The following is a 22977-nucleotide window of genomic DNA, read 5'->3' on the forward strand; positions in this document are numbered from 1 at the left end:
GTTGCAGATTTCAAGCAGCTTTTATCGAAATACCCATCAGTAAGAACCCGTTTATTAGGCTTTCCTCATAATTGGGAACAAGAGCCTTTGTGGAGATAAAATAATTGCCCTGTTTCTTAAAAAGCACTGGGGCAAACCAGCTCCGTCTTTAATTGTTTCCAATAAATGGATTGTTTCAAGCCCCTATAGAAAGAGAACAAAAATTCCTGTGTGAAAATTAATCTACGACAAGGAGCAAGCAAGGAGCAATATCAAACAAAAATCAATACCTTTGCAGTACATATGAGATAGACCAAAACAAAAGTGGAATATCGGAAACGAATAGCAAGGAAAAGAGAAGAAACGACCCAAGTTGATGTCCTTTTTGAGTTAATAATCAATAAAAGCGTTAAATCTTCACCTTTTAGAATGTGCAATTAAAAATAACAACCATATTTCTGACTTATTATCTATAAAATATTGAGTAATAATCGGTTGTAAATACTGGCTATGTATACATAGGGTAGAGACGCTGCGCATCTTAACACTGGGGGAGGTACAATATCAATTGTCGGCGTGGGCCTTGAGCCACTCGAGGCGACGCTGGTCGGGCAGGTGCTTTACCTGGAAGCCTTCAAACTTGGCCTTGAATCCTTCGCCGTCGGGGCAGGCGGTGGCAAGACCCACCTGTACCGGCGTGTTGTCCTGCATCCAGCAGTTGCGCATCATGGTGTAGGTCTTGTCGTCAAAGGAATAGAATATCTCAATGGCGTCGAGACGGCGCACGGCCTTGATCCACACGTGGTCGACGGAGCGGTCGAGGGCGATGACGCTCCAGTCGCTGGTGTGATGGGTGACGACAGTGCTGAGATTGTACTTGCCGTCGACATACTCGATACCGGCCTTGAGCCAGTTTTCCTTGTCGATGCGAATCATCAGACCAGCCTGGTCAAAGCGTACCTTGTAGTCGCCGGATATCTTGACCTTGGCCTCAAACTCACCCCCATAGGTGGCATAATAGAACGGTGCGTCATCGACGGTGAATCCATAATGCGAAATGCGCCAATAGTCGCAATGACCGGGTACATCCATGACCAGGGTGTTGCCCTTGATGTCATAACTTGCTAGTTCGTTGAACCATGTCATCTTGTTCAGACTCTGTGCGCCAGCTGTCATAGCCATAACAGCAAACGCGGTGATTGCCAATAGTTTTTTCATATCATTTGTTGTTGTATCAATCCAGTAATCCCAGTTGTTTGGCCTTGTGGCAAGCCTCGACCATATTAGATGCCTGCAGCTTGTTGATGATGTTCTGGCGGTGACGGTCTACCGTGTTCTTGCTGATATCCAGACAGGCGCTGATGGCCTTGCTCGAGCGTCCCTCATTGACCAGATGCATGATGGTAATCTCTCTCTCGCTGAGCAGTTGCTTCTCGTCGATGTCTATCTGCCGTTCCTCGCCGCTGAGAGAGTTGCGCATCAGGGCAAGATGGCTGGTCTTGGGGGCAAGGTTGAAGAGACAGATGGCATAGCACACGCCACGCTGACCATGGCCCTTGAAGTAGAATATGCGGTGGCGGGTGGGGAGATATCTGCCGTGACTGTCGCACATGCGCATGGTGTTTTCGAGATACCAGTCGAAGGCCCGGTCCGAGTGAGAGGTGCTCACAAACTGATAGTAGACCAGTTCCTGCAGATGGCGGCGGCACTGGTCGTCGGGGTGAATGCGGCTCAGTATCTTCTCTTCCCAGATGGTGTCTATCTTCTCATAGCTGCCCGCCGGCTCGAAGCCCAGGATATCGCTGGTCTTGCCATAGTATATATGGCTCTTGTCGGTGCGGAGATTGCTCAATACGGCAATCGAGTTTTCGCACATCGCATACGATTTGGCGATGAAGCGGAACTGCAGTTCCTCATCTTCATCCAGACAGCCGTCCATCTGTTGGCGCAGCCGTTCGTCGAGCTTGTCATTGATAGCTATCATTGTCTCTGGCTTTTGCCTACAAAATTAGAATATAACAAGGATAACAACAAATGACAATCAGAAAAAGTGACTGCCAATGGTCATTTATCAGTAGCAGAGGGCTGCTGCCGACCACGGAAGGCAGCCAAGGCGAAAACCGACATGGGGCTTCTGTCACACCGACAGCCACCATTACATCTCTACTGCCACCTTAAAAGACAGTTTGTGCTTTGCATTACTTGTGGCCAACTCTGCATTGTCTATGGGCAACTCTGCTACATGTATATCCAACTCTGCAATATTGATGACTGCCATGGTAATGATTATGACGCGTTCGGGAAACGGCATGACCGTATTGGGGGTTGGCGTGACCGTCTTGGGGGTTGGCGTGACCGTCTTGGGGGTTGGCGTGACCACTTTGGCTGCTGTGGCGATGGTCATGGCGGGCTCGTAACGGTTGAAACGGGAGCGCGCGTCGGTCGGCACGAGAGCACGTTTCGTACGATACGTGGGCACGTGACTTACGATACGCGGCGGCAATGATGGTCGGCGCATGGGCAACGACGGTCTGCGCGGCGGCGGAGGGGACTAATGGGAGAACAGAGAGGACTCGCGGCTGCTGAGAGGACTAATGGGGACGGCGGCTGGGACTCGCGGGGCGGCAATGAGGACTCGCGGGACGGCGATGGGCAAGAAACGGCAGAGCCACGGACCCAGCAGGACGCGTAGGGTGCTGCTGGGCCCGTGGCTCTGCCATGAGGGGGCGGGGATTAGAACATGCGCGCGACGCGCTCGATGCTCTCTGCCAGACGGTCTATCTCTTCACAGGTGTTGTAGAGGCCGAAGGAGGCGCGCACGGTGCCGAGGATGCCCAGGTGGTCGATGAGAGGCTGGGCGCAGTGGTGGCCGGTGCGCACGGCGATGCCCAGGCGGTCGAGCAGGGTGCCCATGTCCATGGGGTGGATGTCGCCGACGAGGAAACTGATGACGGCGTCCTTGCGGTCGGAGGTTCCGAAGATGCGCATGCCGGGTATGGCACCGAGACGGTCCATGGCATAGCTGGTGAGTCGGTGCTCGTGGGCGCTGATGTTGTCCATGCCCAGCCGCTCGATGTAGTCGATGGCTGTGGCCAGACCGTGGGTGGCGATATAGTCGGGGGTGCCTGCCTCAAACTTGAGGGGCGGGCGCTCGAAGGTGGTATGCTCGAAGCTGACGTGCTCTATCATCTCGCCACCGCCCTGATAGGGAGGCAGGCGGTCGAGCCACTCTTCCTTGCCATAGAGCACGCCGACGCCGGTGGGGCCGTACATCTTGTGGCCGCTGAAGGCGAAGAAGTCGCAGTCTATCTGCTGCACATCGACGGGGATGTGGGGTGCGCTCTGGGCGCCGTCGACCATCACGGGCACGTTGTGGGCGTGGGCGATGCTTACCATCTGCTCTACGGGATTGACGGTGCCCAGCACATTGCTGACATGGCAGATGCTGACGATGCGTGTGCGCGGGGTGAAGAGGCGCTCATACTCATCGAGGAGCAGCTCGCCGCGCTCGTTGATGGGTATCACCTTGACCACGATGCCGCGCTTGCGTGCCTGGAGCTGCCAGGGCACGATGTTGGAGTGGTGCTCCATGACGGAGACGATGACCTCGTCGCCCTCGGTCATGCAGGCATCGGCGAAGGATGATGCCACGAGATTGAGGCCCTCGGTGGTGCCTCGGGTGAAGACTATCTCTGAGGTGGAGCGGGCGTTGATGAAGCGGCGCACGGTCTCGCGGGCTGCCTCGTGGAGCTCGGTGGCCTGCTGGGAGAGCCAGTGTACGCCTCGATGTACGTTGGAATTGACATTGAGATACTCGTCGCGCATGGCGTCGAGCACGCACAGCGGCTTCTGGGTGGTGGCGCCGTTGTCGAGATAAATCAGGGGTTTGTCGTAGATGGTGCGCGAGAGGATGGGGAAATCGGCGCGCACCTGATGGATATCATACATAGGCTTAATGACAAAGTTTACATCCCTCACACTTGTTGAGTTCGCCGCGGAAGCGCTTCTCTACGAGGTAGTGCAGCCGGTCCTTGAGGGGTTCGAGGCGGATGGTGTCGATAACCTCATTGATAAAGGCAAACTCGAGCAACAGCCGTGCCTCGTCGAGGCTGATGCCGCGCTGGCGCATATAGAAGAGGGCTGCATCGTTGAGCTGGCCGACGGTGCTGCCATGGGCGCACTTGACATCGTCGGCATAGATTTCGAGCATGGGCTGGGTGTACATGCGGGCGGTACGCGAGGCGCAGAGGTTCTGGTTGGTTTCCTGCGAGGAGGTCTTCTGGGCTCCGTGGCGCACGAGCACGCGTCCGGCGAAGGCTCCCACGGCGTTGTCGTCGAGCACATACTTGTAGAGCTCGTTGCTGGTGCAGTGGGGCACCTGGTGGTCTATGAGCGTATTGTTGTCTACGCGCTGTGTCTTGTCGGCGATAACGCATCCGTTGCAGCAGCACTCGGCTCCCTCGCCTCTGAAGGTGAGGTCGAGGCGGTTGACGGTAGTGCCGTTGTGCAGGGTGATGACATTGTGGTTGACGCGGCTGTTGGCCTGCTGCTCGATGACGACGTTGCTGGTGCGGGTATTGCGTATGTGGGTCTCTTCCATGCAGTAGAGGTCGAGGCTGGCGTTGTCGCCCACGTATGCCTCGATGACCTGGGTGGCGAGGAAGCGGCGGTCGTCGGCTGCGTGGTCGCAGAAGAGGAACCGTGCCTCGGCGCCCTGCTCTACGACGATGAGCACGCGGCGGTTGACCATGAGGTCGACATCGGAACGCAGGATGTTGATAATCTGCACGGTGCGGTCCATGCGCACATGGCGTGGCACGTAGATGAAGAGTCCGTCCTGGGCGAGCATGGTGTTGAGCGCCACGAGGGCGTCGGCTCCGGTCTGGGCGAGGCGTCCGTAGTAGGGCTCTACGAGCTGGGGCTGCGTGGCTGCCACCCGGCAGAGGCTGTCGACGATGACTCCCTCGGGCAGATGGGCCTGGGGCAGCTGGCGGGTGTAGAAGCTGTCGTTGACCACGAAGTAGAGCGAGGTGCTGAGATTGGGCACATCGCAGCGGAAGGCGTCGTAGGGGTTGACGGGGATGTCGAGGCGGTTGAGGTTGAGCCCGTAGTCGGGCTCGAAGAGCTTGGCCACGTCGGTATACTTATATCGCTCTACCTTGCGCGTGGGGAAGCCCATACGCCTGAAGTCGGCGAAGGCCTGCTCGCGCAATGCGTTCATCACCGGCGCCGAGTGGGCGTTGATGATACCCGAGCTCTGGGTATAGAGATCGATATACTGTTGTTCGCTGTTCATATCTATATATATAATAAGGTGATGGGAGAGGCTTACTCGCCGGCCTCAGCCTTGATCCAGTCGTAGCCGCGCTGCTCTATCTCCTTGGCGAGTTCGGGTCCGGCGGTCTTGACGATGCGTCCGCGGTAGAGCACATGGACCACGCTGGGCTTGATCATATCGAGCAGACGCTCGTAGTGGGTGATGACGATGGCTGAGGTCTCGGGGGTGTGCATCTTGTTGACACCGTCGGCCACGATGCGCATGGCGTCGACATCCAGACCGGAGTCGGTCTCGTCGAGGATGCTCAGCCGTGGCTCGAGCATAGCCATCTGGAAGATCTCGTTGCGCTTCTTCTCGCCGCCGGAGAAGCCCTCGTTGACGCTGCGGTGGGAGAGCTTGCTGTCGAGCTCTACTATCTGTCGCTTCTCGCGCATGAGCTTGATAAACTCGCTGGCGTTGAGTGGCTCCAGACCCTGGTACTCGCGCTTGGCATTGACGGCGGCCTTCATGAAGTTGGTCATCGACACGCCGGGTATCTCGACGGGATACTGGAAGGAGAGGAAGAGTCCCTCGCGGGCGCGGTCTTCGGGCTTCATGTCCAGGAGGTTCTTGCCGTTGAAGATGGCTTCGCCCTCGGTAACGGTGTAGAGCGGGTTGCCGGTAAGGACGGCGCTGAGCGTGGACTTGCCCGAACCGTTGGGGCCCATGATGGCATGGATCTCACCGTCGCCGATGGTGAGATTGATGCCTCTTAATATCTCTTTGCCTGCTATGGTAGCATGCAGATTTCTTACCTCTAACATATATGTAATGGTTTATGGTGAATTAATACAAATCTAACAGCCCCTGCAACAGTCCGCGCACATCGTCGCTGTCGAAACGGAAGGGGAAGTCTATCTTGAGTCCCACGGTCAACACGTGACGATGGGGCTGTCCATGACAGTAGGCTGAAACGGTGTGGGAACGGCTGTCGGAGTAATCGACATGATAATGGGAGCCAAGTCCCAGGCGGTAGCTGTACTCTGCCTGGAGAGCTATGTGGGAAAAAAGATAGATGTCGGCGCCTACGACGGGGCCCATGCTGAATCGGGGCATGCGCACCACGCCTCGGGCGCGGTAGGAATAGTTGAGAGAGCCGATCCGGGTCTCCATATCCATGCCGCCGCGCTCTGCCGACGGTGCCCAGAGCACATCGAAGCCGGCATAGGGCTGCACGTGCCACAGGGGCGAAGCCGGGCGCCAGCGGGCACCAAGGGAGAGCTGGCTGAGGTCGTAGGAGGCGTCGCCCTTGAGCATCGTAATCTCTTCGTGCTCATATCCGGCCTTGACGCTGAGGGGAAAATAGATGGGCAGAAGGTACTCGACATGAAGCCGGGTGACCAGACCCGACTGGGAAGTGGAGCCCGAACGATAGAGGGGCACATCGCCGCCCGAGGCGGAGCCACTGACAAGGGCGTTGCCACCAATGTGGGCGTCGACAGACCAACGGGGGCTGTCGTCGTCCTGGGCCTGCACCGAGGCAGCCATGACCAGCATCAATAGGGTAACAATCTGTCGCATAACGGTCTAACCTACGGTTCCTTCGAGTGATACACTGAGTAGTTTCTGAGCCTCAACGGCAAACTCCATGGGCAGCTTGTTGAGCACCTCCTTGGCATAGCCGTTGACGATGAGACCTACGGCCTGCTCGGTGGGTATGCCTCGCTGATTGCAGTAGAACAACTGGTCTTCCGAAATCTTGGAGGTGGTAGCCTCGTGCTCCACGATGGCTGTGTCGTTGTGGATATCCATATAGGGGAAGGTGTGGGCTCCGCAGTCGGAACCCAGCAGCAACGAGTCGCAGGAACTGTAGTTGCGGGCGTTGTCTGCATTGCTGGTGGCGCGCACCAGTCCGCGGTAGGAGTTCTGGCTGTGTCCGGCAGAGATACCCTTGGAGATGATGGTGCTCTTGGTGTTCTTGCCCATGTGTATCATCTTGGTACCGGTGTCGGCCTCCTGATAGTGGTTGGTGACGGCAACCGAATAGAACTCGGTCTGAGAACCGTCGCCACGGAGGACGCAGGAAGGATATTTCCATGTGATGGCCGAGCCAGTCTCGACCTGGGTCCAGCTGAGCTTGGAGTTGTTGCCCCGCAGGTCGCCTCGCTTGGTCACAAGGTTGAGCACGCCGCCCTTGCCGTGCTCGTCGCCGGGATACCAGTTCTGCACGGTGGAGTATTTGACCTCGGCGTTGTCCTTGACGATGATCTCGACGATGGCAGCATGGAGCTGGTTCTCGTCGCGCATGGGTGCGGTGCAGCCCTCGAGGTAGGACACGTAGCTGTCGTCTTCGGCTACGATGAGCGTGCGCTCAAACTGGCCCGTGTTGCGGGCGTTGATGCGGAAGTAGCTGCTCAGCTCCATCGGGCAGCGCACGCCCTTGGGGATATAGACGAACGAGCCGTCGCTGAAGACGGCACTGTTGAGTGCTGCAAAGAAATTGTCGCGGTAGGGAACGACCGAGCCCAGGTACTCGCGCACCAACTGGGGATGCTCCTTGACGGCTTCGCCGATGCTGCAGAAGATGACTCCCTTCTCGCGGAGCTGCTCCTTGAAGGTGGTCTTCACCGACACGGAGTCCATGATGGCGTCGACAGCGGTGCCGCTGAGCGCGAGCCGCTCTTCGAGGGGTATGCCGAGCTTGTCGAAGGTCTTCTCGAGCTCGGGGTCTATCTTGTTGTCCTTGGGCTTCTTGGCGAGCGGGTCGGCATAATAGGAGATGGCCTGGTAGTCTATCTCCGGCAAATGCACGTGGCCCCACGTGGGCTGGGGCTGGGTGAGCCAGTAGCGGAATGCCTTCAGGCGGAAGTCGAGCAGCCACTCGGGCTCTCCCTTCTTCTGCGAGATAAGGCGCACCACATCCTCGTTGAGTCCCTTATCGATAATATCTGTATGCACATTGGTGGTAAACCCGAACTCGTACTTCTGGTCGGCCACCTGTCTTACAAACTCATTTTTCTCTTTGTCTGCCATTGATTTAATGTGTCATGACATATGAGCGAACGGGCTGGATACACATCTCCCCGATACACTCTGTCGTATTAACCATGATAGTGACACCCTCTTCTACGAACAGGATGCCACTACCTATATTTCCGCTTATAGCCTTATTAAGTCAATAGTATGGCTATCCTGCCGGACTTAGAGCTTCTGCTCTACCTCTATCTCGGTGAAGGTCTCGAGGATGTCGCCCTCGAGGATGTCGTTGTAGTTGACCAGACTGATACCACACTCCATACCTGTGGGTACCTCCTTCACATCGTCCTTATAGCGCTTGAGCGAGTCGATAGGAGCGGTCTTGACCACGATACCGTCGCGGATGACGCGCGCCTTGTCCTTGCTGTGTACCTTGCCTTCGGTAACGAGACATCCGGCAACGGCACCCACCTTGGAAATCTTGTAGACCTGGCGCACCTCTACCTGTCCAGTGATGATTTCCTTCTTCACCTTGTCGAGCATACCCTCCATGGCAGAGGTTACGTCGTCGATGGCGTCGTAGATGACGGAGTAGGTATTGATTTCTACGCCTTCCTGGTCGGCGAGTTTGCGCGCGGCAGCCGAAGGACGTACCTGGAAGCCCACGATGATGGCGTCGGATGCGTCGGCGAGGGTAACATCGCTCTCCGAAATCTGGCCCACAGCCTTGTGGATGACGTTGACATTGATCTTCTCTGTAGAGAGCTTGATGAACGAGTCGCTGAGAGCCTCGATACTACCGTCGGTATCACCCTTGACGATGATGTTGAGCTCCTTGAACGAGCCGAGGGCGATGCGGTGGGAGATGTCATCGAGGGAGAGTCGCTTCTGGGTGCGCAGACCCTGCTCGCGCTGCAGCTGCTCGCGCTTGTTGGCTATCTCGCGCACCTCCTGCTCGGTATCGAGCACGTGGAAGGCATCGCCGGCAGTAGGAGCGCCGTTGAGACCCAGGATGATGGCGGGCTCGGCGGGCTTGGCACTGTCGATGCGCTGGTTGCGCTCATTGAACATGGCCTTGATGCGTCCCCAGCTGGTACCGGCTATCACGTAGTCGCCCACCTTGAGGGTACCGTTGCCAATCAGCACGGTGCTGACATAGCCGCGGCCCTTGTCGAGCGACGACTCGATGATGGTGCCCACAGCCTTGCGGTTGGGGTTGGCCTTGAGGTCGAGCATGTCGGCCTCGAGCAGCACCTTCTCCATCAGTTCGTCGACACCGATGCCCTTCTTGGCACTGATCTCCTGGCACTGATACTTGCCACCCCACTCTTCGACCAGCAGGTTCATGTTGGCGAGGTCCTCGCGTATCTTGTCGGGGTTGGCTCCGGGCTTGTCTATCTTGTTGATGGCAAACACCATGGGCACGCCGGCAGCCTGGGCATGGGCGATGGCCTCCTTGGTGGTGGGCATCACAGAGTCGTCGGCAGCGATGATGATGATGGCGATATCGGTAACCTGGGCACCACGGGCACGCATGGCGGTAAACGCCTCGTGGCCAGGGGTATCGAGGAAGGTCACCTTGCGGCCGTTCTTCATCGTCACGCTATAGGCGCCGATGTGCTGGGTGATACCTCCGGCCTCGCCGGCTATCACGTTGGTATTGCGGATATGGTCGAGCAGCGAGGTCTTACCGTGGTCTACGTGGCCCATCACGGTAACGATTGGCGCACGCGACACGAGGTCGGCTTCGTCGTCTTCCTCTACGCTCACGGCTTCCTGAACCTCAGCACTCACATACTCGGTCTTGAAGCCGAACTCTTCGGCCACCAGGTTGATGGTCTCGGCGTCGAGGCGCTGGTTGATAGACACCATGATGCCTACGCCCATGAGGGTAGAGATGACCTGGGTGACGCTCACGTCCATCATCGTGGCGAGCTCGCTCACGGTAACAAACTCGGTGAGCTTGAGCGTCTTGCTCTCCTTGCGCTCGGCCTTTGCCTCCTGGGAGAGCTTCTCCTGGACGGCCTCTCGCTTCTCCTTGCGGTACTTGGCGCCCTTCTTGTTCTGGTTCTTGTTGGTAAGGCGGGCAAGCGTCTCTTTCACCTGGCGTGCTACGGCTTCGTCGTCTACCTCGAGAGGCTTCTGGTTGCGCTTGCGGTTCTTGCCATTCTTGCCGTTGCCACCGTTGTTGGCACTGTTGGCGTTGTTGGCATTGGGGTTATTGTTGTTGCCGTTACCGTTTTTCTTCTTGTTGCGGCCGTTGTTGCTCTCAGCCTCGGCGTTGATGTCCACGCGCTCCTTTCCTATGCGCTGGCGCTTCTTCTTCTCGCCGTTCTTGGCCTGTGCCTTTTCCTCACGCTCCTTTCGCTTTTCCTCCTTGGTCTTCTTCTTGGGTCGGGTGCTCTGGTTGATGGCATCAAGGTCTATCTTGCCCAGCACATTGACCTTGAGGGCATTGGGGTTCTTGGCTTCGGTGGGGAGCTTGAAGACTCCGGCTGTAGCAGGAGCCTTCTCGGCGGGAGCCTTCTCCTGGGCAGGGGCCTCGGGAGCCTTCTCGGCCACGGGGGCTGCGGCGGGATTCTCTTCCTTCTTCTCTGCCACGGGTGCAGCCACAGGCTTCTCGGCCTTGGGGGTCTCCTTGGCTACGGGCTTTTCCTCCTTGGGTGCTTCCACCTTGGGTTCGGCTTTCTTCTCTTCCGGTTTCTGACTTACGGCAGCGGTCTTACTCTCGGTATTGTCGGAGGCAGGAGTAGCAGCTGGCGCGGGTGACTTTGGCTTCTTATTGAGGCTGTCAAGGTCTATCTTGCCAATCACATTAAAGGTCTGCGACTTGGTCTTCGGCTGTGCTTCGGCGGTCTGCTTCTTGTCCTCGGCAGCCTGCTTCTTCTCTTCGGCAGCCTGCTTCTTGTCCTGTTGCTTCTTGTGGGACATCAGCTCTGCCTTGTTTCTTACATCAGCATCTTGCTTGAACGCTTCGAGAAGAGCATTGTACTGCTCGTCGTTCAGCTTGAAGCTGGGCTCTGACTTCACTTCGCCCAGTTCTTTTCTCTTCTCCAAGAACTCCACTGCCGTCTGGAGTCCGATGTTCAGTTCTCTTAATGCTTTATTTAATCTGATACTCATTAATTACCTCTTCCTTTCTCTTAATTGTTTTCTATTATTGTTCAAATTCAGCACGCAGCACATCGAGCATGTGGTCGACGGTCTCTTCTTCGAGGTCGGCCTTCTCGATAAGCATCTCGCGTGGAGCCGAGATTACCTGCTTGGCTGTGTCGAGTCCGAGCGCCTTGACAGCGTCGATAACCCACTGGTCGATTTCGTCGGAGAACTCGTCCAGATAGATGTCTTCCTCGACCTCGTTGCCTGTAACGTCACGGAATACGTCGATGGTGTACTCGGTGAGCAGCGAAGCCAGCTTGATGTTCATACCGCCACGACCGATAGCCAGACTGACCTCCTCGGGCTGGAGATAGACCTCGGCCTTGTGCTCTTCCTCGTTCACGCTGATGCTGTTGATACGTGCAGGACTCAGCGCACGCTGGATATAGAGCTTGGTATTGGCGGTCCAGTTGATGACGTCGATATTCTCGTTGCCCAACTCATGCACGATGCCATGCACGCGGCTTCCCTTGACTCCCACGCAGGCTCCTACGGGGTCGATGCGGTCGTCGAAGCTCTCAACGGCAACCTTGGCGCGCTCGCCGGGCATGCGGGCAATCTTCTTGATGACAATCAGACCATCGGCTATCTCGGGCACCTCGGCCTCGAGCAATCGCTCCAGGAACTTGGGGCTGGTACGGCTCAGGATGATCTTGGGGTTGTTGTTGTCATTGGTCACGCGCTCTATCACGGCACGAATGGTCTCGCCCTTGCGGTACACATCGGAGGGTATCTGCTCTGCTTTGGGCAGGATGAGCTCGTTGTTCTCGTCATCGACAAGAAGTACCTCACGCTTCCATATCTGGTATACTTCGGCAGAGATAACCTGGCCCTCACGGTCCTTATATTTATTATAGAGCGAGTCGTGCTCCAGCTCCAGGATCTTGGACGCCAGGGTCTGGCGGAGGGTAAGGATGGCGCGGCGGCCGAACTTGGCAAAGTTCACGCTCTCCGAAACGTCCTCGCCCACCTCGTAGTCGGGCTCAATCTTACGGGCATCGGTCAGGCTGATTTCCTTATTCTCGTCCTGCACCTCACCGTCGTTAACGACCACGCGGTTGCGATAGATTTCGAAGTCGCCCTTGTCGGGGTTGACAATCACGTCGAAGTTCTCGTCGCTGCCGTAAATCTTGGCCAACACGTTGCGGAAGCTCTCTTCAAGCACGCTCACCAGTGTGGTGCGGTCTATGTTCTTAGTATCCTTAAACTCCTTGAAGGTATCAATCATACTGATTGTCACCTCGTTTGTTTTCTTTGCTGCCATAGCTTATTTGAAACTTATTAAGTATTTAGTATATTTCACCTTATCCATCTGATAGTGGTGGTCGACATCCATGAGCTGGGGGCGCTTCTTGCCCTCTACCTTTACCTTCTCGCTCACGCTGACCACAAAGTCGTTGCCGTCAACGCTCTTCAACGTGCCACGCACCTTGATACCGTCGGCATCGAGCACCTCGACCTCTTCGCCAATGAAGTTGATGTATTGCTGGGGAACCTTGAAAGGCTGGCCCAGGCCGGCTGAACCCACCTCAAGCTCGTAATCTTCTTCATCACGGCTCAGATGGTCTTCGATAAACCTGCTCAGCTCTACGCAGTCTTCAATCCACACGCCATCGGCATGGTCGATTTCAACTACGATACGGTTGTCTGTACTAATCTCTACATCCACGAGGAAATACTCCTTATCCTTAAGCCATTCCTCTACTACGCTTTTTACAACGTTTTTATCTATCATACGGTTATTATTAAAAAATGAGGAACTCCGGTTGGAGTCCCTCATTCCACTGAACGATGCAAAGTTACGCATATTTTCCCAACTCTGCAAATGTTTTCGCTTGTTTTTCACCAAGATGCCTTATATTTCACCATCTCGGGGCCGAAGGAGAGTATCTCGGCACCGGCGGCGGTAAGGGTGGATGGTGCGGGGATGACGTTGCTACTTCACCTCCCAGATGTCGTTGGTCTCAAGCAGTTCCTCAAAGTTGTGGTAAGGCTTCTGGGCCTTGACTTCTTCCACCTGCTGGTTGACGCAGCTGTCGTAGGTAGGTGCCTCGACATCGCGTATCACGCCGAGAGCCACGGGGAAACCGTGCTCATTGTCCATCATGGCGAGCTTGAGCTGCAGGGTGTTGTCCTCGCAGTGGCTGTCGTGTACGAGGATGTCGTCGAGGGTATATCCGTCGCGTCCAATCTCGACCACCTTGAGTCCGAAGCCTTCCTGCACGAGTCCATATTCATGGTTTTCGCCGAAAACCAGCGGCTTGCCGTCTTCCACGTAGATGGCATTGCGGCTACGACCTTCGCGGGTATAGATGGGAGCATAGCAACCATTGTTGAATATCATGCAGTTCTGCAGAATCTCGCACACCGAGGCTCCCTTGTGCTGGTAGGCACGCTTGAGGATTTCCACAGTGCCGGCACCGTCGTTGGCCACAGCTCGGGCGAAGAAGCGTCCGCGGGCGCCAAAGCAGAGTTCGGCGGGGCGGAAGGGGTCTTCCACCGTACCATAGGGCGAAGACTTGGAGACGAAACCGCGTGGCGATGTAGGACTATACTGACCCTTGGTGAGTCCGTAGATACGGTTGTTGAGCAGTATCATATTGAGGTCGATATTGCGGCGCATGGCGTGGATGAAGTGGTTGCCTCCGATGGCCAGTCCGTCGCCGTCGCCGCTAATCTGCCATACGGCGAGGTCGGGGTTCACTATCTTGGTACCGGTGGCAATGGCTGCCGCACGTCCGTGGATGGTCTGCATGGCATAGGTGTTGACGTAATAGGGCAGACGGCTGGAGCAGCCTATGCCGCTGATTACTGCCGTCTGATAGGGAGGAACGCCCAGTTCGGCCATGGCTTTGTGCAGACTGGACAGGAAGAAATGGTCGCCACATCCAGGGCACCATCGTGGCTGCCCTTTCTTGTAATCGTTGGCTGTATATTCGTTCATAATGACTTCTGTTAAGGGTTAAGCGATGATGTTGTCCTCATAGGTGAGGCCGGTCTTGGTGCGGTTGGGCGCAAGCAGTATCTTCTCAAACTCTTCGGTGAGCTCGCTGACCACAAAGGGCTGGCCTTTCACCTTATTATATTGGTAGGGCGAGAAGTTGTTGATGCGTATACGCAGCAGCGCAGCCAGCTGACCCAGATTCTGTTCGGCCACCACTACCTTGGGATAGCGGTTGAGCACCTCGACGGTATTGTGAGGCAGCGGGTTGACATACTTGAACTGTGCCAGTGCCACCTTGTAACCCTTGCCACGCAGTTCCTTGAGCGTGGAGAGCAGATGGCCGTAGGTCGAACCAAATCCCACGATGAGCAGTTCGGCGTCGTCCTTGTCGCCCAGCACTTCGAGGTCGGGCACTTCGATGCGAGCCACCTTGCGCGAGCGCAGATGGTCCATCAGATCGTGGTTCTCGGGCTCGGTCGATATGCTGCCGGTCTTGCCGTCCTTCTCCAGTCCGCCCAGAATGTGTGTATAGCCTTCCTGTCCGGGTATAGCCCAATAGCGCACACAGGTTTCGGGGTCGCGCTGATAGGGGGTATACCTGTAGCGCTGGTCGCTGGTGGCATAGTGGGGATGTATCTCGGGCAGGTCGTCCATCTTGGGCAGACGCCATGCCGCCGAACCGTTGGCGATGAAGGCGTCGGTGAGCAGCACCACGGGGGTGAGATGCTCCAGGGCTATCTTGGCTGCCATGTAGGCTGCCGAGAAGCAGTCGGTGGGGCTGGTGGCAGCGATTACGGGCATGGGACTCTCGCCGTTGCGGCCGTAGAGCACCTGCAGCAGGTCGGTCTGCTCGCTCTTGGTGGGCAGACCGGTCGAGGGACCGCCACGCTGAACGTCGATGATGACCAGCGGCAACTCGTCGATGACAGCCAGGTTGATGGCCTCGCTCTTCAGACAGATGCCGGGACCCGAGGTAGAGGTGGCTGCCAGTGCTCCGGCAAACGAGGCTCCTATGGCGCTGGCGCAAGCCGATATCTCGTCTTCACACTGCACCGTGATGACGCCACACGACTTGTGCTTGGACAGTTCGTGCAGTATGTCGGTGGCGGGAGTGATGGGGTATGAGCCCAGATACAGCTTCAGTCCTGCCTTCTCGGCGGCGGCTATCAGTCCGTAGGCGGTAGCCTTGTTGCCGGTGATGTCCATATAGCGTCCGGACACCTTGGAGTGGGTCTCTATGCGATAGGTGGCGGGCACGCCGGCATGGGTGTTATGGGCATAGTCGTAGCCGGCATGCACCACGCGTATGTTGGCCTCAGCCACCTGGGGCTTCTTGCCAAACTTATGGTGCAAGAACTCTTCGGCGAGTTCAAGGTTGCGGTCAAACAACCAGCACACCATTCCCAGGGCAAACATGTTGCGACACTTGAGAATGCTCTTGTTGTCCATACCCGAGTCTTCCAGACAGTGTTTCACCATCGTGGTGATGGGGCAAGCCACCACGCAGTCGGGGTCTATGCCCAGTTCGCCCAGATAGTCGTCGGTGAGGAAATCGGCCTTGCGCAGGTCGTTGGGACCGAAGCTGTCGGTGTCGATGATGATGGTGGCCTGGGGTCTCGTATACTTGTACTGGGTCTTCAGCGCAGCGGCATTCATCGCCACCAGCACGTCACAACGGTCACCGGGAGTATATACCGTGCCGTCGCCGATGTGCACCTGGAATCCGGAAACACCCGTAAGCGAGCCTTGCGGGGCACGGATGTCGGCAGGATAATCGGGGAAGGTACTGATGTCGTTGCCCACGGTGGCAGAAATGGTAGAAAAGATGTTGCCGGCCAATTGCATGCCGTCACCGGAGTCGCCAGAGAATCTTACTACAACCTGATCCAACTCTTTGATTACGATGTCTTCTTCCATAACAGGATGTCAAGGTAAAATGAATAACTGTTTTAGTTTTAGTATTTGAATGAACTACCGCCAAGGAACTCGCGCAGCAGACTGGTGGGAGCCAGTTGACGGTAAGAGATAGCATGGAAATAGCGCAGGAACTTGAGCAGGCGGTGTGCCTCGGCATATTCCTCGCAGTTTTCGGGCACCTGCTCGAGCAGCGGTTCAGCCTGCTGTTTGATGACGGCCAGTTCGTAGAGCATGGCACTGTTGAACATGGCGTCGGCATTCTCCTGGTAGGGGAATATCCACCGTTCCTCGCCGGCGCGCACGCTGGGCCAGCGGTGTATGCTCTCCTGGGCGCTTACGCCACGATACTTGTAGTCGCGTATGATGCGGCGCAGCAACCGGTTGTCGGTCGTGGGGATATAGTTGTGCTCGTCGAGCAGGATGGTGGTGAGTGCCGACACATACACGCGGAACTTCTGCTGCTCGGGAATCTGGGCGGTGAGCTCGGGGTTGAGGGCGTGTATGCCTTCGACCACCACTATGTCGTTGGGGCCCAGCTTCAGCCGCTTGCCGCTCTTCTCGCTCTTGCCCGCCTGGAAGTTGTATCTGGGCAACTCTATCTCCTCGCCCTTGAAGAGGGCATTAAACTGCTCGTTGATGAGGTCTATGTTGAGGGCGTGTATGCTCTCATAGTCATACTCGCCATTGGCGTCGAGCGGAGTCTTGTCGCGGTCTATGAAGTAGTCGTCGAGCGATATCTGGAGTGGCTTGAGCCCACAGGTGAGCAGCTGTATGCTCAGTCGCTTGCAGGTTGTGGTCTTTCCCGACGACGACGGACCGGCCAGCAGTACCAGTTTCACATCGTGGCGCGCAGCTATCTGGTCGGCGATGCGGGCTATCTTCTTCTCCTGCAGCGCCTCGTTCACATTGATGATGTCTGTGGCAAACCCCTTGTCCACGGCGTCGTTGAGGTCGCCCACGGTGCGCAGGCCGATGATGTTCTGCCACTCGTGGTGCTCCTTGAACACATCAAACATCTTCTGCTGGCGGGGCATTGGGCACAACTGGCCGGGATCTTCGCGCGAGGGGACACGCAGCAGCATACCATCGCTGTAGGCCACGAGGTCAAAGAGATAGACCTCACTGGTGCTGGTCAGCAGGGCACCATAGAAATAGTCGATGAAGTCGTCTATCTGGTAGTACACCGTATAGAGCTTGCCCTGGCCTTTGAGCAGCTTCACCTTCGACATGTCGCCCTTCTCGCTGAAGAGGCGTATGGCTTCCTCGGCAGTCACCATGCGGCGGCGTATGGGCGTGTCGGCGTCTATTATCTCCTGCATGCGGCAGCGTATACGTGCCACATCGTCGGCGGTAATGTCTCTTCCCAGCTTGACGTGTACATAGTAACCCTTCGATACCGGTATATCTATACGCACCTCCACATTGCCGTAGAGGTCGTTGATGGCCTTGCAACATATAAAAAATAAGGTACGCGTGTACGTGCGTGACCCCGAGCCCGACCGCATATCCAGAAACTCCACATCCTTGTCGTTGTAGAGCCGGTAGTGCATGCCTTGCACCTTATTGTTTACCCTTGCGCACACCGGACCATGGTCCATTTTAAGCTCCGAAGCAGAAAAAACTTCAGAAAGTGTACTTCCAACGTTGACTTTTAAAACTTTTTTATTATTTTTGCAACGTATAAGTAGCATCTGTTTCATCATTGGATAGATTCTTTTGATTGACAGGGCTAAATTAGTAATTATTATCGACTTCTTACAAACTTTTTATCAAAAATATGTCGATTTGGATTTTTTTTAAGCTTATCGGTTCATTAGCCTTGCTTATGTTTGGTATGAAAACGATGAGCGACAGCCTGCAGAAGATGGCAGGACCACAGCTGCGCCATATCCTTGGCGCCATGACAACCAACCGTTTAATGGGCATCCTTACCGGTACGTTTATTACAGCCGCGGTACAGTCGTCTACCGCCACTACCGTAATGACGGTATCGTTTGTCAATGCCGGTTTGCTCACTTTGGCCCAAGCCATCTCCGTCATCATGGGAGCCAATATCGGCACCACGCTTACGGCATGGATTATGAGCGCGGGTTTCTCTTTCAACATTACCGACTTCGTATGGCCGGCTTTCTTCATCGCTATCATCTTGATTTATTCCAAGAAGCGGAAGATGGTCGGCGATTTCATTTTCGGTATCTCCTTCATGTTCCTCGGACTGGGCACCCTGCGCCAGACGGGTATCGACATGGACCTCTCCCACAACCAGGCTGTACTCGACTTCTTCCAGAGCTTCGACCCCAACAGCCTGCTCACCACCGTGACCTTCCTCATCATCGGCAGTCTGCTCACCATGTGTGTGCAGAGCTCGGCAGCCATCATGGCCATCACCATGATACTCTGCTCTACCGGCGTGCTGCCCATCTATCAGGGTATAGCCTTGGTGATGGGTGAGAATATCGGTACCACTGTCACCTCCAATGTGGCTGCGCTCACCGCCAACGCCCAAGCCCGCCGTGCCGCCCTTGCACACATGGTGTTCAACCTCTTCGGCGTGTGCTGGATACTGCTCGTGTTCCGCCCGTTTGTCGACATGGTCTGCGGATTTGTGGGCTACGACGAGTCGCTCCATCAGGGCGACCCCGGCTTCCTCGCCAACGCCGCCAAGCTCAGTTTCGTGCTCGCTGCCTTCCACACCACCTTCAACCTTGCCAACACCTCTATCCTCGTGTGGTTCATCCCGCAGATAGAGCGACTCGTGTGCCGACTCATCAAGCCGAAACCCAATGCCGAGGACGAAGACTTCCGACTGCGGTTCATCCAGAGCGGTATCATGAAGACCCCCGAGCTCTCAGTGCTTGAGGCGCAGAAAGAAATACAGAGCTACTCGGAGCGTATACAGCGCATGTTTGGCATGGTCAATGAGTTGCTCTACGAGAAGGATAGCGATAAGTTCATCAAGCTCTTCTCGCGCATCGAGAAGTATGAAGGCATATCAGACCACATGGAGATTGAGATAGGCAACTACCTCGACAACGTCAGCGACTCGCACCTCAGCGACGAGACCAAGGCCAAGATACGCGCCATGCTGCGCGAGATAAGCGAAATAGAGTCTATCGGCGACAGCTGTTACAACATTGCGCGCACCCTCAACCGCAAGTTCAAGAGCAAGGAAGACTTCACCGAGAAGCAGTACGACCACACACATCAGATGTTTGGACTCATCGACTCGGCACTTACCCAGATGAACACCATGTTCAAGCGCCACAAGGAGAACTTCGACCCCAACACCTCGTTCAACCTTGAGACCGAAATCAACAACTATCGCGGACAGCTCAAGACCCAGAACATCAACGATGTCAACGAACACGCCTACTCCTACGCTTGTGGTACCATGTATATGGATATCATCCAGGAGTGCGAGAAGCTGGGCGACTACATCGTCAACGTAGTCGAAGCCCGCATGGGCGTACGCCAGCACGGCGCATGATGCGGCCCAAAACTCCGCAACCGTCACGGCTCTCATAGAGCCAGTTATCACATACCGCCCACATTCCTACAGCAACCCTGTAGGATGTGCGATTTCCAAGCCCAGGGCAGAGGTGCAACGCGCCTCTACCTTGGGTATATTTATAATAAGGTATAGCAACTCTGTAGTAGTGGCGATTAGCCGAATGCGTTACCCCAACGCAAACCCATCACTACCTATATGTAGGGGAATTATCCAACTGAGTATAACGCCTACGGCTAAGCGCAACTCTTACAGAGTAGCTATATTAGTGGGGGCATTACCCAGGGTTGCGGGCATGGCCCGCAACCCTGGGCTATGTAATCGCAACTCCGTCAGAGTTGCCGGGGGTGCGTACCAGCCACAATGGACTAACCATACATGCCCCATCGGTTCGCACCATCCACAATGGACTAATCATACATGACCCATCGGTTCGCACCATCCACAATGTGCTAACCATACATGACGCATAGGTGCGTACTATCTATAATAAATGGAGGCCCGTCAGCAGCGGCAACTCTGTAGGAGTTGCGATTTCCCAGCCCAGGGTTGAGGGGCGAAGCACCTCTACCCTGGGTTAGGATATAAAAAAAAGATAGCAACTCTGTAGGAGTTGCGATTAGCCGAAGGCGTTACCCCGACGCAAACCCATCGCTACCTATATGTAGGGGAATTATCCAACTGAGTATAACGCCTACGGCTAAGCGCAACTCTTACAGAGTAGCAATATTAGTGGGTGCATTACCCAGGGTAGCGGGCCATGCCCGCAACCCTGGGCTATGTAATCGCAACTCCGTCAGAGTTGCCGGGGGTGCGTACCATCCAAATGCGGCCCCATCAACCGATTTGCATTTACATTTGAACACCGTGGGAAAATGTGTATCAAACCTTGAAACACTTATTGGCTGCTCTGCATTATTTATGGCCAACGCTGCAATCCTTATATCCAACTCTGCAAAAATAATGACTGTCATGGTAATGATTATGATGGCCTCGGGGAACGGCGCGACCGTCCTTAGGGTTGTCGCGACCACATTGGCTGCCGTGGCGATGGTCATGGCGTGCTCGTGACGGTTGATACGTGGGCACGTGACGGTTGATACGTGGGCTCGTTTCGTACGACACGAGGGCTCGTAACTTACGGTGCGCGCCGGCCATGGTAGTCTGCACGGCGCGTAGGGTCATCCCACTACGAGTATGTCTCTGATATCCGTGAGGTAGTTGGGGCTGCGGTGCTCGCATTTCACCTTCCAGGGCTGCTGCTCGTCGCCTTCGGCTGCCAGTCTGATGGTCTTCAGCCCGTAGCGCTGGTTGATGTTGTCGGTGGCTGCCATGAGCTGTGCCCGCTCAGCCCTGTTGGTGATGGGGTCGAAGAGGTCGGCTGTGGCGGCGTGGGCAGCGATGATGTCGCTCACCGTCACCCCTGCCCTCTTGTACATCACCCCGTGGTGGTAGATGTGCGCCAACGCCTGGAGAGCGGCGGCGGTTATCTCCATGGTGTCGGCCGTGTGGGTGAGCAGCGTCACGGTGGCGGCATTGGCATACTGCGCCAGGTCGTCGCGGAAGGCGTTGCTGGCGATAAACACCGTGACCTGTCGCGCCACGGCCTGCTGACCTCTCAGCTTGTTGGCGCACGACGCGGCAAAGGTGGCTACCGCCGACTTGAGCTGCTCCATGCTCTCGACCATGCTGCCGAAGCTGCGCGAGGTGGTCACCGTCTGGTTGCGCCTCACCTCGGTGGTGTCTATACAGGGCTGTCCGTTGAGTTCCATCCATGTCTGCACTCCCGGTTTGGCGAGATGGCTCTTCACCCACGCCTCGCTCTTGTCTGCCAGTTGCAGCGGCGAGTGTATGCCGTAATAGTTGAGCCGCTCCAGCGTACGGCGTCCTATCCCCCACACGTCGGCGAGGTCGAAGAGCTGCAGTGCGCGGCGCCGCTTGTCGTCGCTGTCTATGCAGCACACGCCGTGGTAGCCGCGATACTGCTTGGCAAACTTGCTGCCCATCTTGGCGAGGGTCTTGGAGGGGGCTATGCCCACGCTCACGGGTATGTCGGTCCACAGGCGTATGCGCCCGGCTATGTCGCGCATCATCTCCGTCAGGTTGTGGTGGCGCTCATATCCTCCGAGGTCGCAGAAGCTCTCGTCGATGCTGTAGTTCTCGACGCGCATGATGCTCTGCCGCAGTATGTTGGTCACCCGCTTGCTCATGGCGGCGTAGAGTTGCATATTGGTCGAGAACACCCTGACCTGGTGGCGCTCCACGATGTCGCTCACCTTGAAGAGCGGGTCGCCGCGGCGCAGTCCCACGGCCTTGGCTTCGGGCGTGAGCGCCACGATGCAGCCGTCGTTGCTCGACAGCACGCACACGGGTCGTCCCTGGAGTCCCGGGTGGAACACCTTCTCTACCGAACAGAAGAAGCTATTGCAATCTACCAGTGCCCACATATCGTCAGTCTCTGGGCCGGTGGATGATATACGTCACCGTACCCCATACGCTGAAGGAGTCGGCGGGCGTCACGCGTATCTCGGGGAAGTCGGGGTTGGCGGGAACGAGCCATCCCTCGTCGCCCCGCCGTACAAAGCGCTTGAGGGTGTACTCTCCATTGAGCTCGCATACCGCCACCTCGCTCTCCGAGGGGTTGCGGCGGCTCTTGTCTACGATGACGATGTCGCCCGAGTGGATGTCGGCGTCTATCATCGAGTTGCCCTCGACGCGTATGAGATACGATGCTTCGGGGTTGGGGCAGAGCATGCGCAGGAGGCTGATGTCCTGGCTGCGCTCGTCGTTGTCGAGCGGTATGGGGAAGCCCGCCACCAGCCCTATGTCGAAGTAGGGCAGCGCGAGGTCGTCCAGTTCGGTGGCGCTCACCACGGTGCCCATCCGCCCGAGCGCTGTGGTGGCGCTGGCAGCCTGTCGGATGCATCGGGTGATAAACTCGCTCTTGTTGGGTTGGCTGTCTATCAGCGTCGCCACCTGTCGTGGTGCCCTGAAGGTAAAGAGTTTGCTGTCTGTCGATGGTCGTCCGGCGCCCTCGCGTCGTCCTCCCCGTCGGCTGTTGTGGTTGTCATTCATATCGCGTATATTGTTTTCACAGACAAAGTTACGCATATTTTTGAATATGTATTACAGAAATCAAACATTTTTTATGATTATCTGCGTTGGGGGTGGTCTGATAATATGTGAAGTGGAATGGGGGTGCGTCGGGGGTAACGCCTTCGGCTAATCGCAACTCCT

At 56.3% G+C, this 22977-nt stretch carries 17 protein-coding genes; 1 reads left to right on the top strand and 16 read right to left on the bottom strand.

Going from position 1 to position 22977, the window contains the following annotated elements; translation table 11 throughout:
* Positions 1-543 precede the first annotated feature (543 nt).
* From CIK95_RS02310 to CIK95_RS02375, 14 genes are all read right to left on the bottom strand, one after another.
* A complete protein-coding gene (locus CIK95_RS02310; RefSeq protein ID WP_022309627.1) occupies positions 544-1197 on the bottom strand; it encodes a DUF1349 domain-containing protein in 654 nt (217 codons plus the stop codon).
* A gap of 16 nt (positions 1198-1213) precedes the next feature.
* A complete protein-coding gene (locus CIK95_RS02315; protein WP_022309628.1) occupies positions 1214-1963 on the bottom strand; it encodes a response regulator transcription factor in 750 nt (249 codons plus the stop codon).
* 171 nt (positions 1964-2134) lie between these two features.
* The gene (locus tag CIK95_RS02320) at positions 2135-2428 is read right to left on the bottom strand and encodes a hypothetical protein (protein WP_144007695.1); all 294 of its coding nucleotides are present in this window, start codon (positions 2426-2428) and stop codon (positions 2135-2137) included.
* A 284-nt stretch (positions 2429-2712) separates the two neighbouring features.
* Positions 2713-3927: an aminotransferase class V-fold PLP-dependent enzyme gene (locus CIK95_RS02325; RefSeq protein ID WP_094389024.1), complete on the bottom strand. Its 1215-nt coding sequence runs from the start codon at positions 3925-3927 to the stop codon at positions 2713-2715.
* Positions 3928-3931: 4 nt separating this feature from the next.
* Complete coding sequence (gene sufD / locus CIK95_RS02330; protein ID WP_094466156.1) at positions 3932-5275, bottom strand: Fe-S cluster assembly protein SufD; 1344 nt, start codon at positions 5273-5275, stop codon at positions 3932-3934.
* 32 nt (positions 5276-5307) lie between these two features.
* Positions 5308-6060 carry a Fe-S cluster assembly ATPase SufC gene (gene sufC, locus CIK95_RS02335; protein ID WP_022309875.1) on the bottom strand — a complete coding sequence of 251 codons (753 nt, stop codon included), beginning with the start codon at positions 6058-6060 and terminating at the stop codon, positions 5308-5310.
* Positions 6061-6082: 22 nt separating this feature from the next.
* A complete protein-coding gene (locus CIK95_RS02340; RefSeq protein ID WP_094389022.1) occupies positions 6083-6817 on the bottom strand; it encodes an outer membrane beta-barrel protein in 735 nt (244 codons plus the stop codon).
* Positions 6818-6823: 6 nt separating this feature from the next.
* Positions 6824-8269, bottom strand: a complete 1446-nt coding sequence (sufB, locus tag CIK95_RS02345; protein ID WP_094466157.1) for a Fe-S cluster assembly protein SufB — start codon at positions 8267-8269, stop codon at positions 6824-6826.
* A 168-nt stretch (positions 8270-8437) separates the two neighbouring features.
* Entirely contained in the window at positions 8438-11335 is a 2898-nt protein-coding gene (gene infB / locus CIK95_RS02350) for a translation initiation factor IF-2 (protein ID WP_094466158.1), read from the bottom strand.
* Positions 11336-11369: 34 nt separating this feature from the next.
* Complete coding sequence (gene nusA / locus CIK95_RS02355) at positions 11370-12635, bottom strand: transcription termination factor NusA (protein WP_022309871.1); 1266 nt, start codon at positions 12633-12635, stop codon at positions 11370-11372.
* A 3-nt stretch (positions 12636-12638) separates the two neighbouring features.
* Complete coding sequence (gene rimP, locus CIK95_RS02360) at positions 12639-13106, bottom strand: ribosome assembly cofactor RimP (RefSeq protein WP_094386757.1); 468 nt, start codon at positions 13104-13106, stop codon at positions 12639-12641.
* 201 nt (positions 13107-13307) lie between these two features.
* Positions 13308-14315: a 2-oxoacid:ferredoxin oxidoreductase subunit beta gene (locus CIK95_RS02365; RefSeq protein ID WP_022309869.1), complete on the bottom strand. Its 1008-nt coding sequence runs from the start codon at positions 14313-14315 to the stop codon at positions 13308-13310.
* An 18-nt stretch (positions 14316-14333) separates the two neighbouring features.
* Positions 14334-16232 (bottom strand): 2-oxoacid:acceptor oxidoreductase subunit alpha, encoded by a 1899-nt coding sequence (locus CIK95_RS02370; protein ID WP_094466159.1) that lies wholly within the window; start codon positions 16230-16232, stop codon positions 14334-14336.
* 38 nt (positions 16233-16270) lie between these two features.
* On the bottom strand, positions 16271-17932 hold the full coding sequence (locus CIK95_RS02375) for a nucleoside kinase (protein ID WP_094466265.1): 1662 nt from the start codon (positions 17930-17932) through the stop codon (positions 16271-16273).
* 77 nt (positions 17933-18009) lie between these two features.
* Between CIK95_RS02375 and CIK95_RS02380 the strand changes: the two genes are divergently transcribed.
* The gene (locus CIK95_RS02380; protein WP_022309866.1) at positions 18010-19719 is read left to right on the top strand and encodes a Na/Pi cotransporter family protein; all 1710 of its coding nucleotides are present in this window, start codon (positions 18010-18012) and stop codon (positions 19717-19719) included.
* 1202 nt (positions 19720-20921) lie between these two features.
* Here the strand turns inward: CIK95_RS02380 and CIK95_RS02385 are convergent.
* Together CIK95_RS02385 and CIK95_RS02390 are read right to left on the bottom strand one after the other, a co-directional pair.
* The gene (locus CIK95_RS02385; protein ID WP_094466160.1) at positions 20922-22187 is read right to left on the bottom strand and encodes a Y-family DNA polymerase; all 1266 of its coding nucleotides are present in this window, start codon (positions 22185-22187) and stop codon (positions 20922-20924) included.
* A 4-nt stretch (positions 22188-22191) separates the two neighbouring features.
* The gene (locus CIK95_RS02390; RefSeq protein ID WP_254046396.1) at positions 22192-22851 is read right to left on the bottom strand and encodes a LexA family transcriptional regulator; all 660 of its coding nucleotides are present in this window, start codon (positions 22849-22851) and stop codon (positions 22192-22194) included.
* Positions 22852-22977 lie beyond the last annotated feature (126 nt).

Source organism: Prevotella sp. P5-108 (assembly GCF_002251385.1).
In the GTDB taxonomy this organism is placed as follows: Bacteria; Bacteroidota; Bacteroidia; order Bacteroidales; family Bacteroidaceae; genus Prevotella.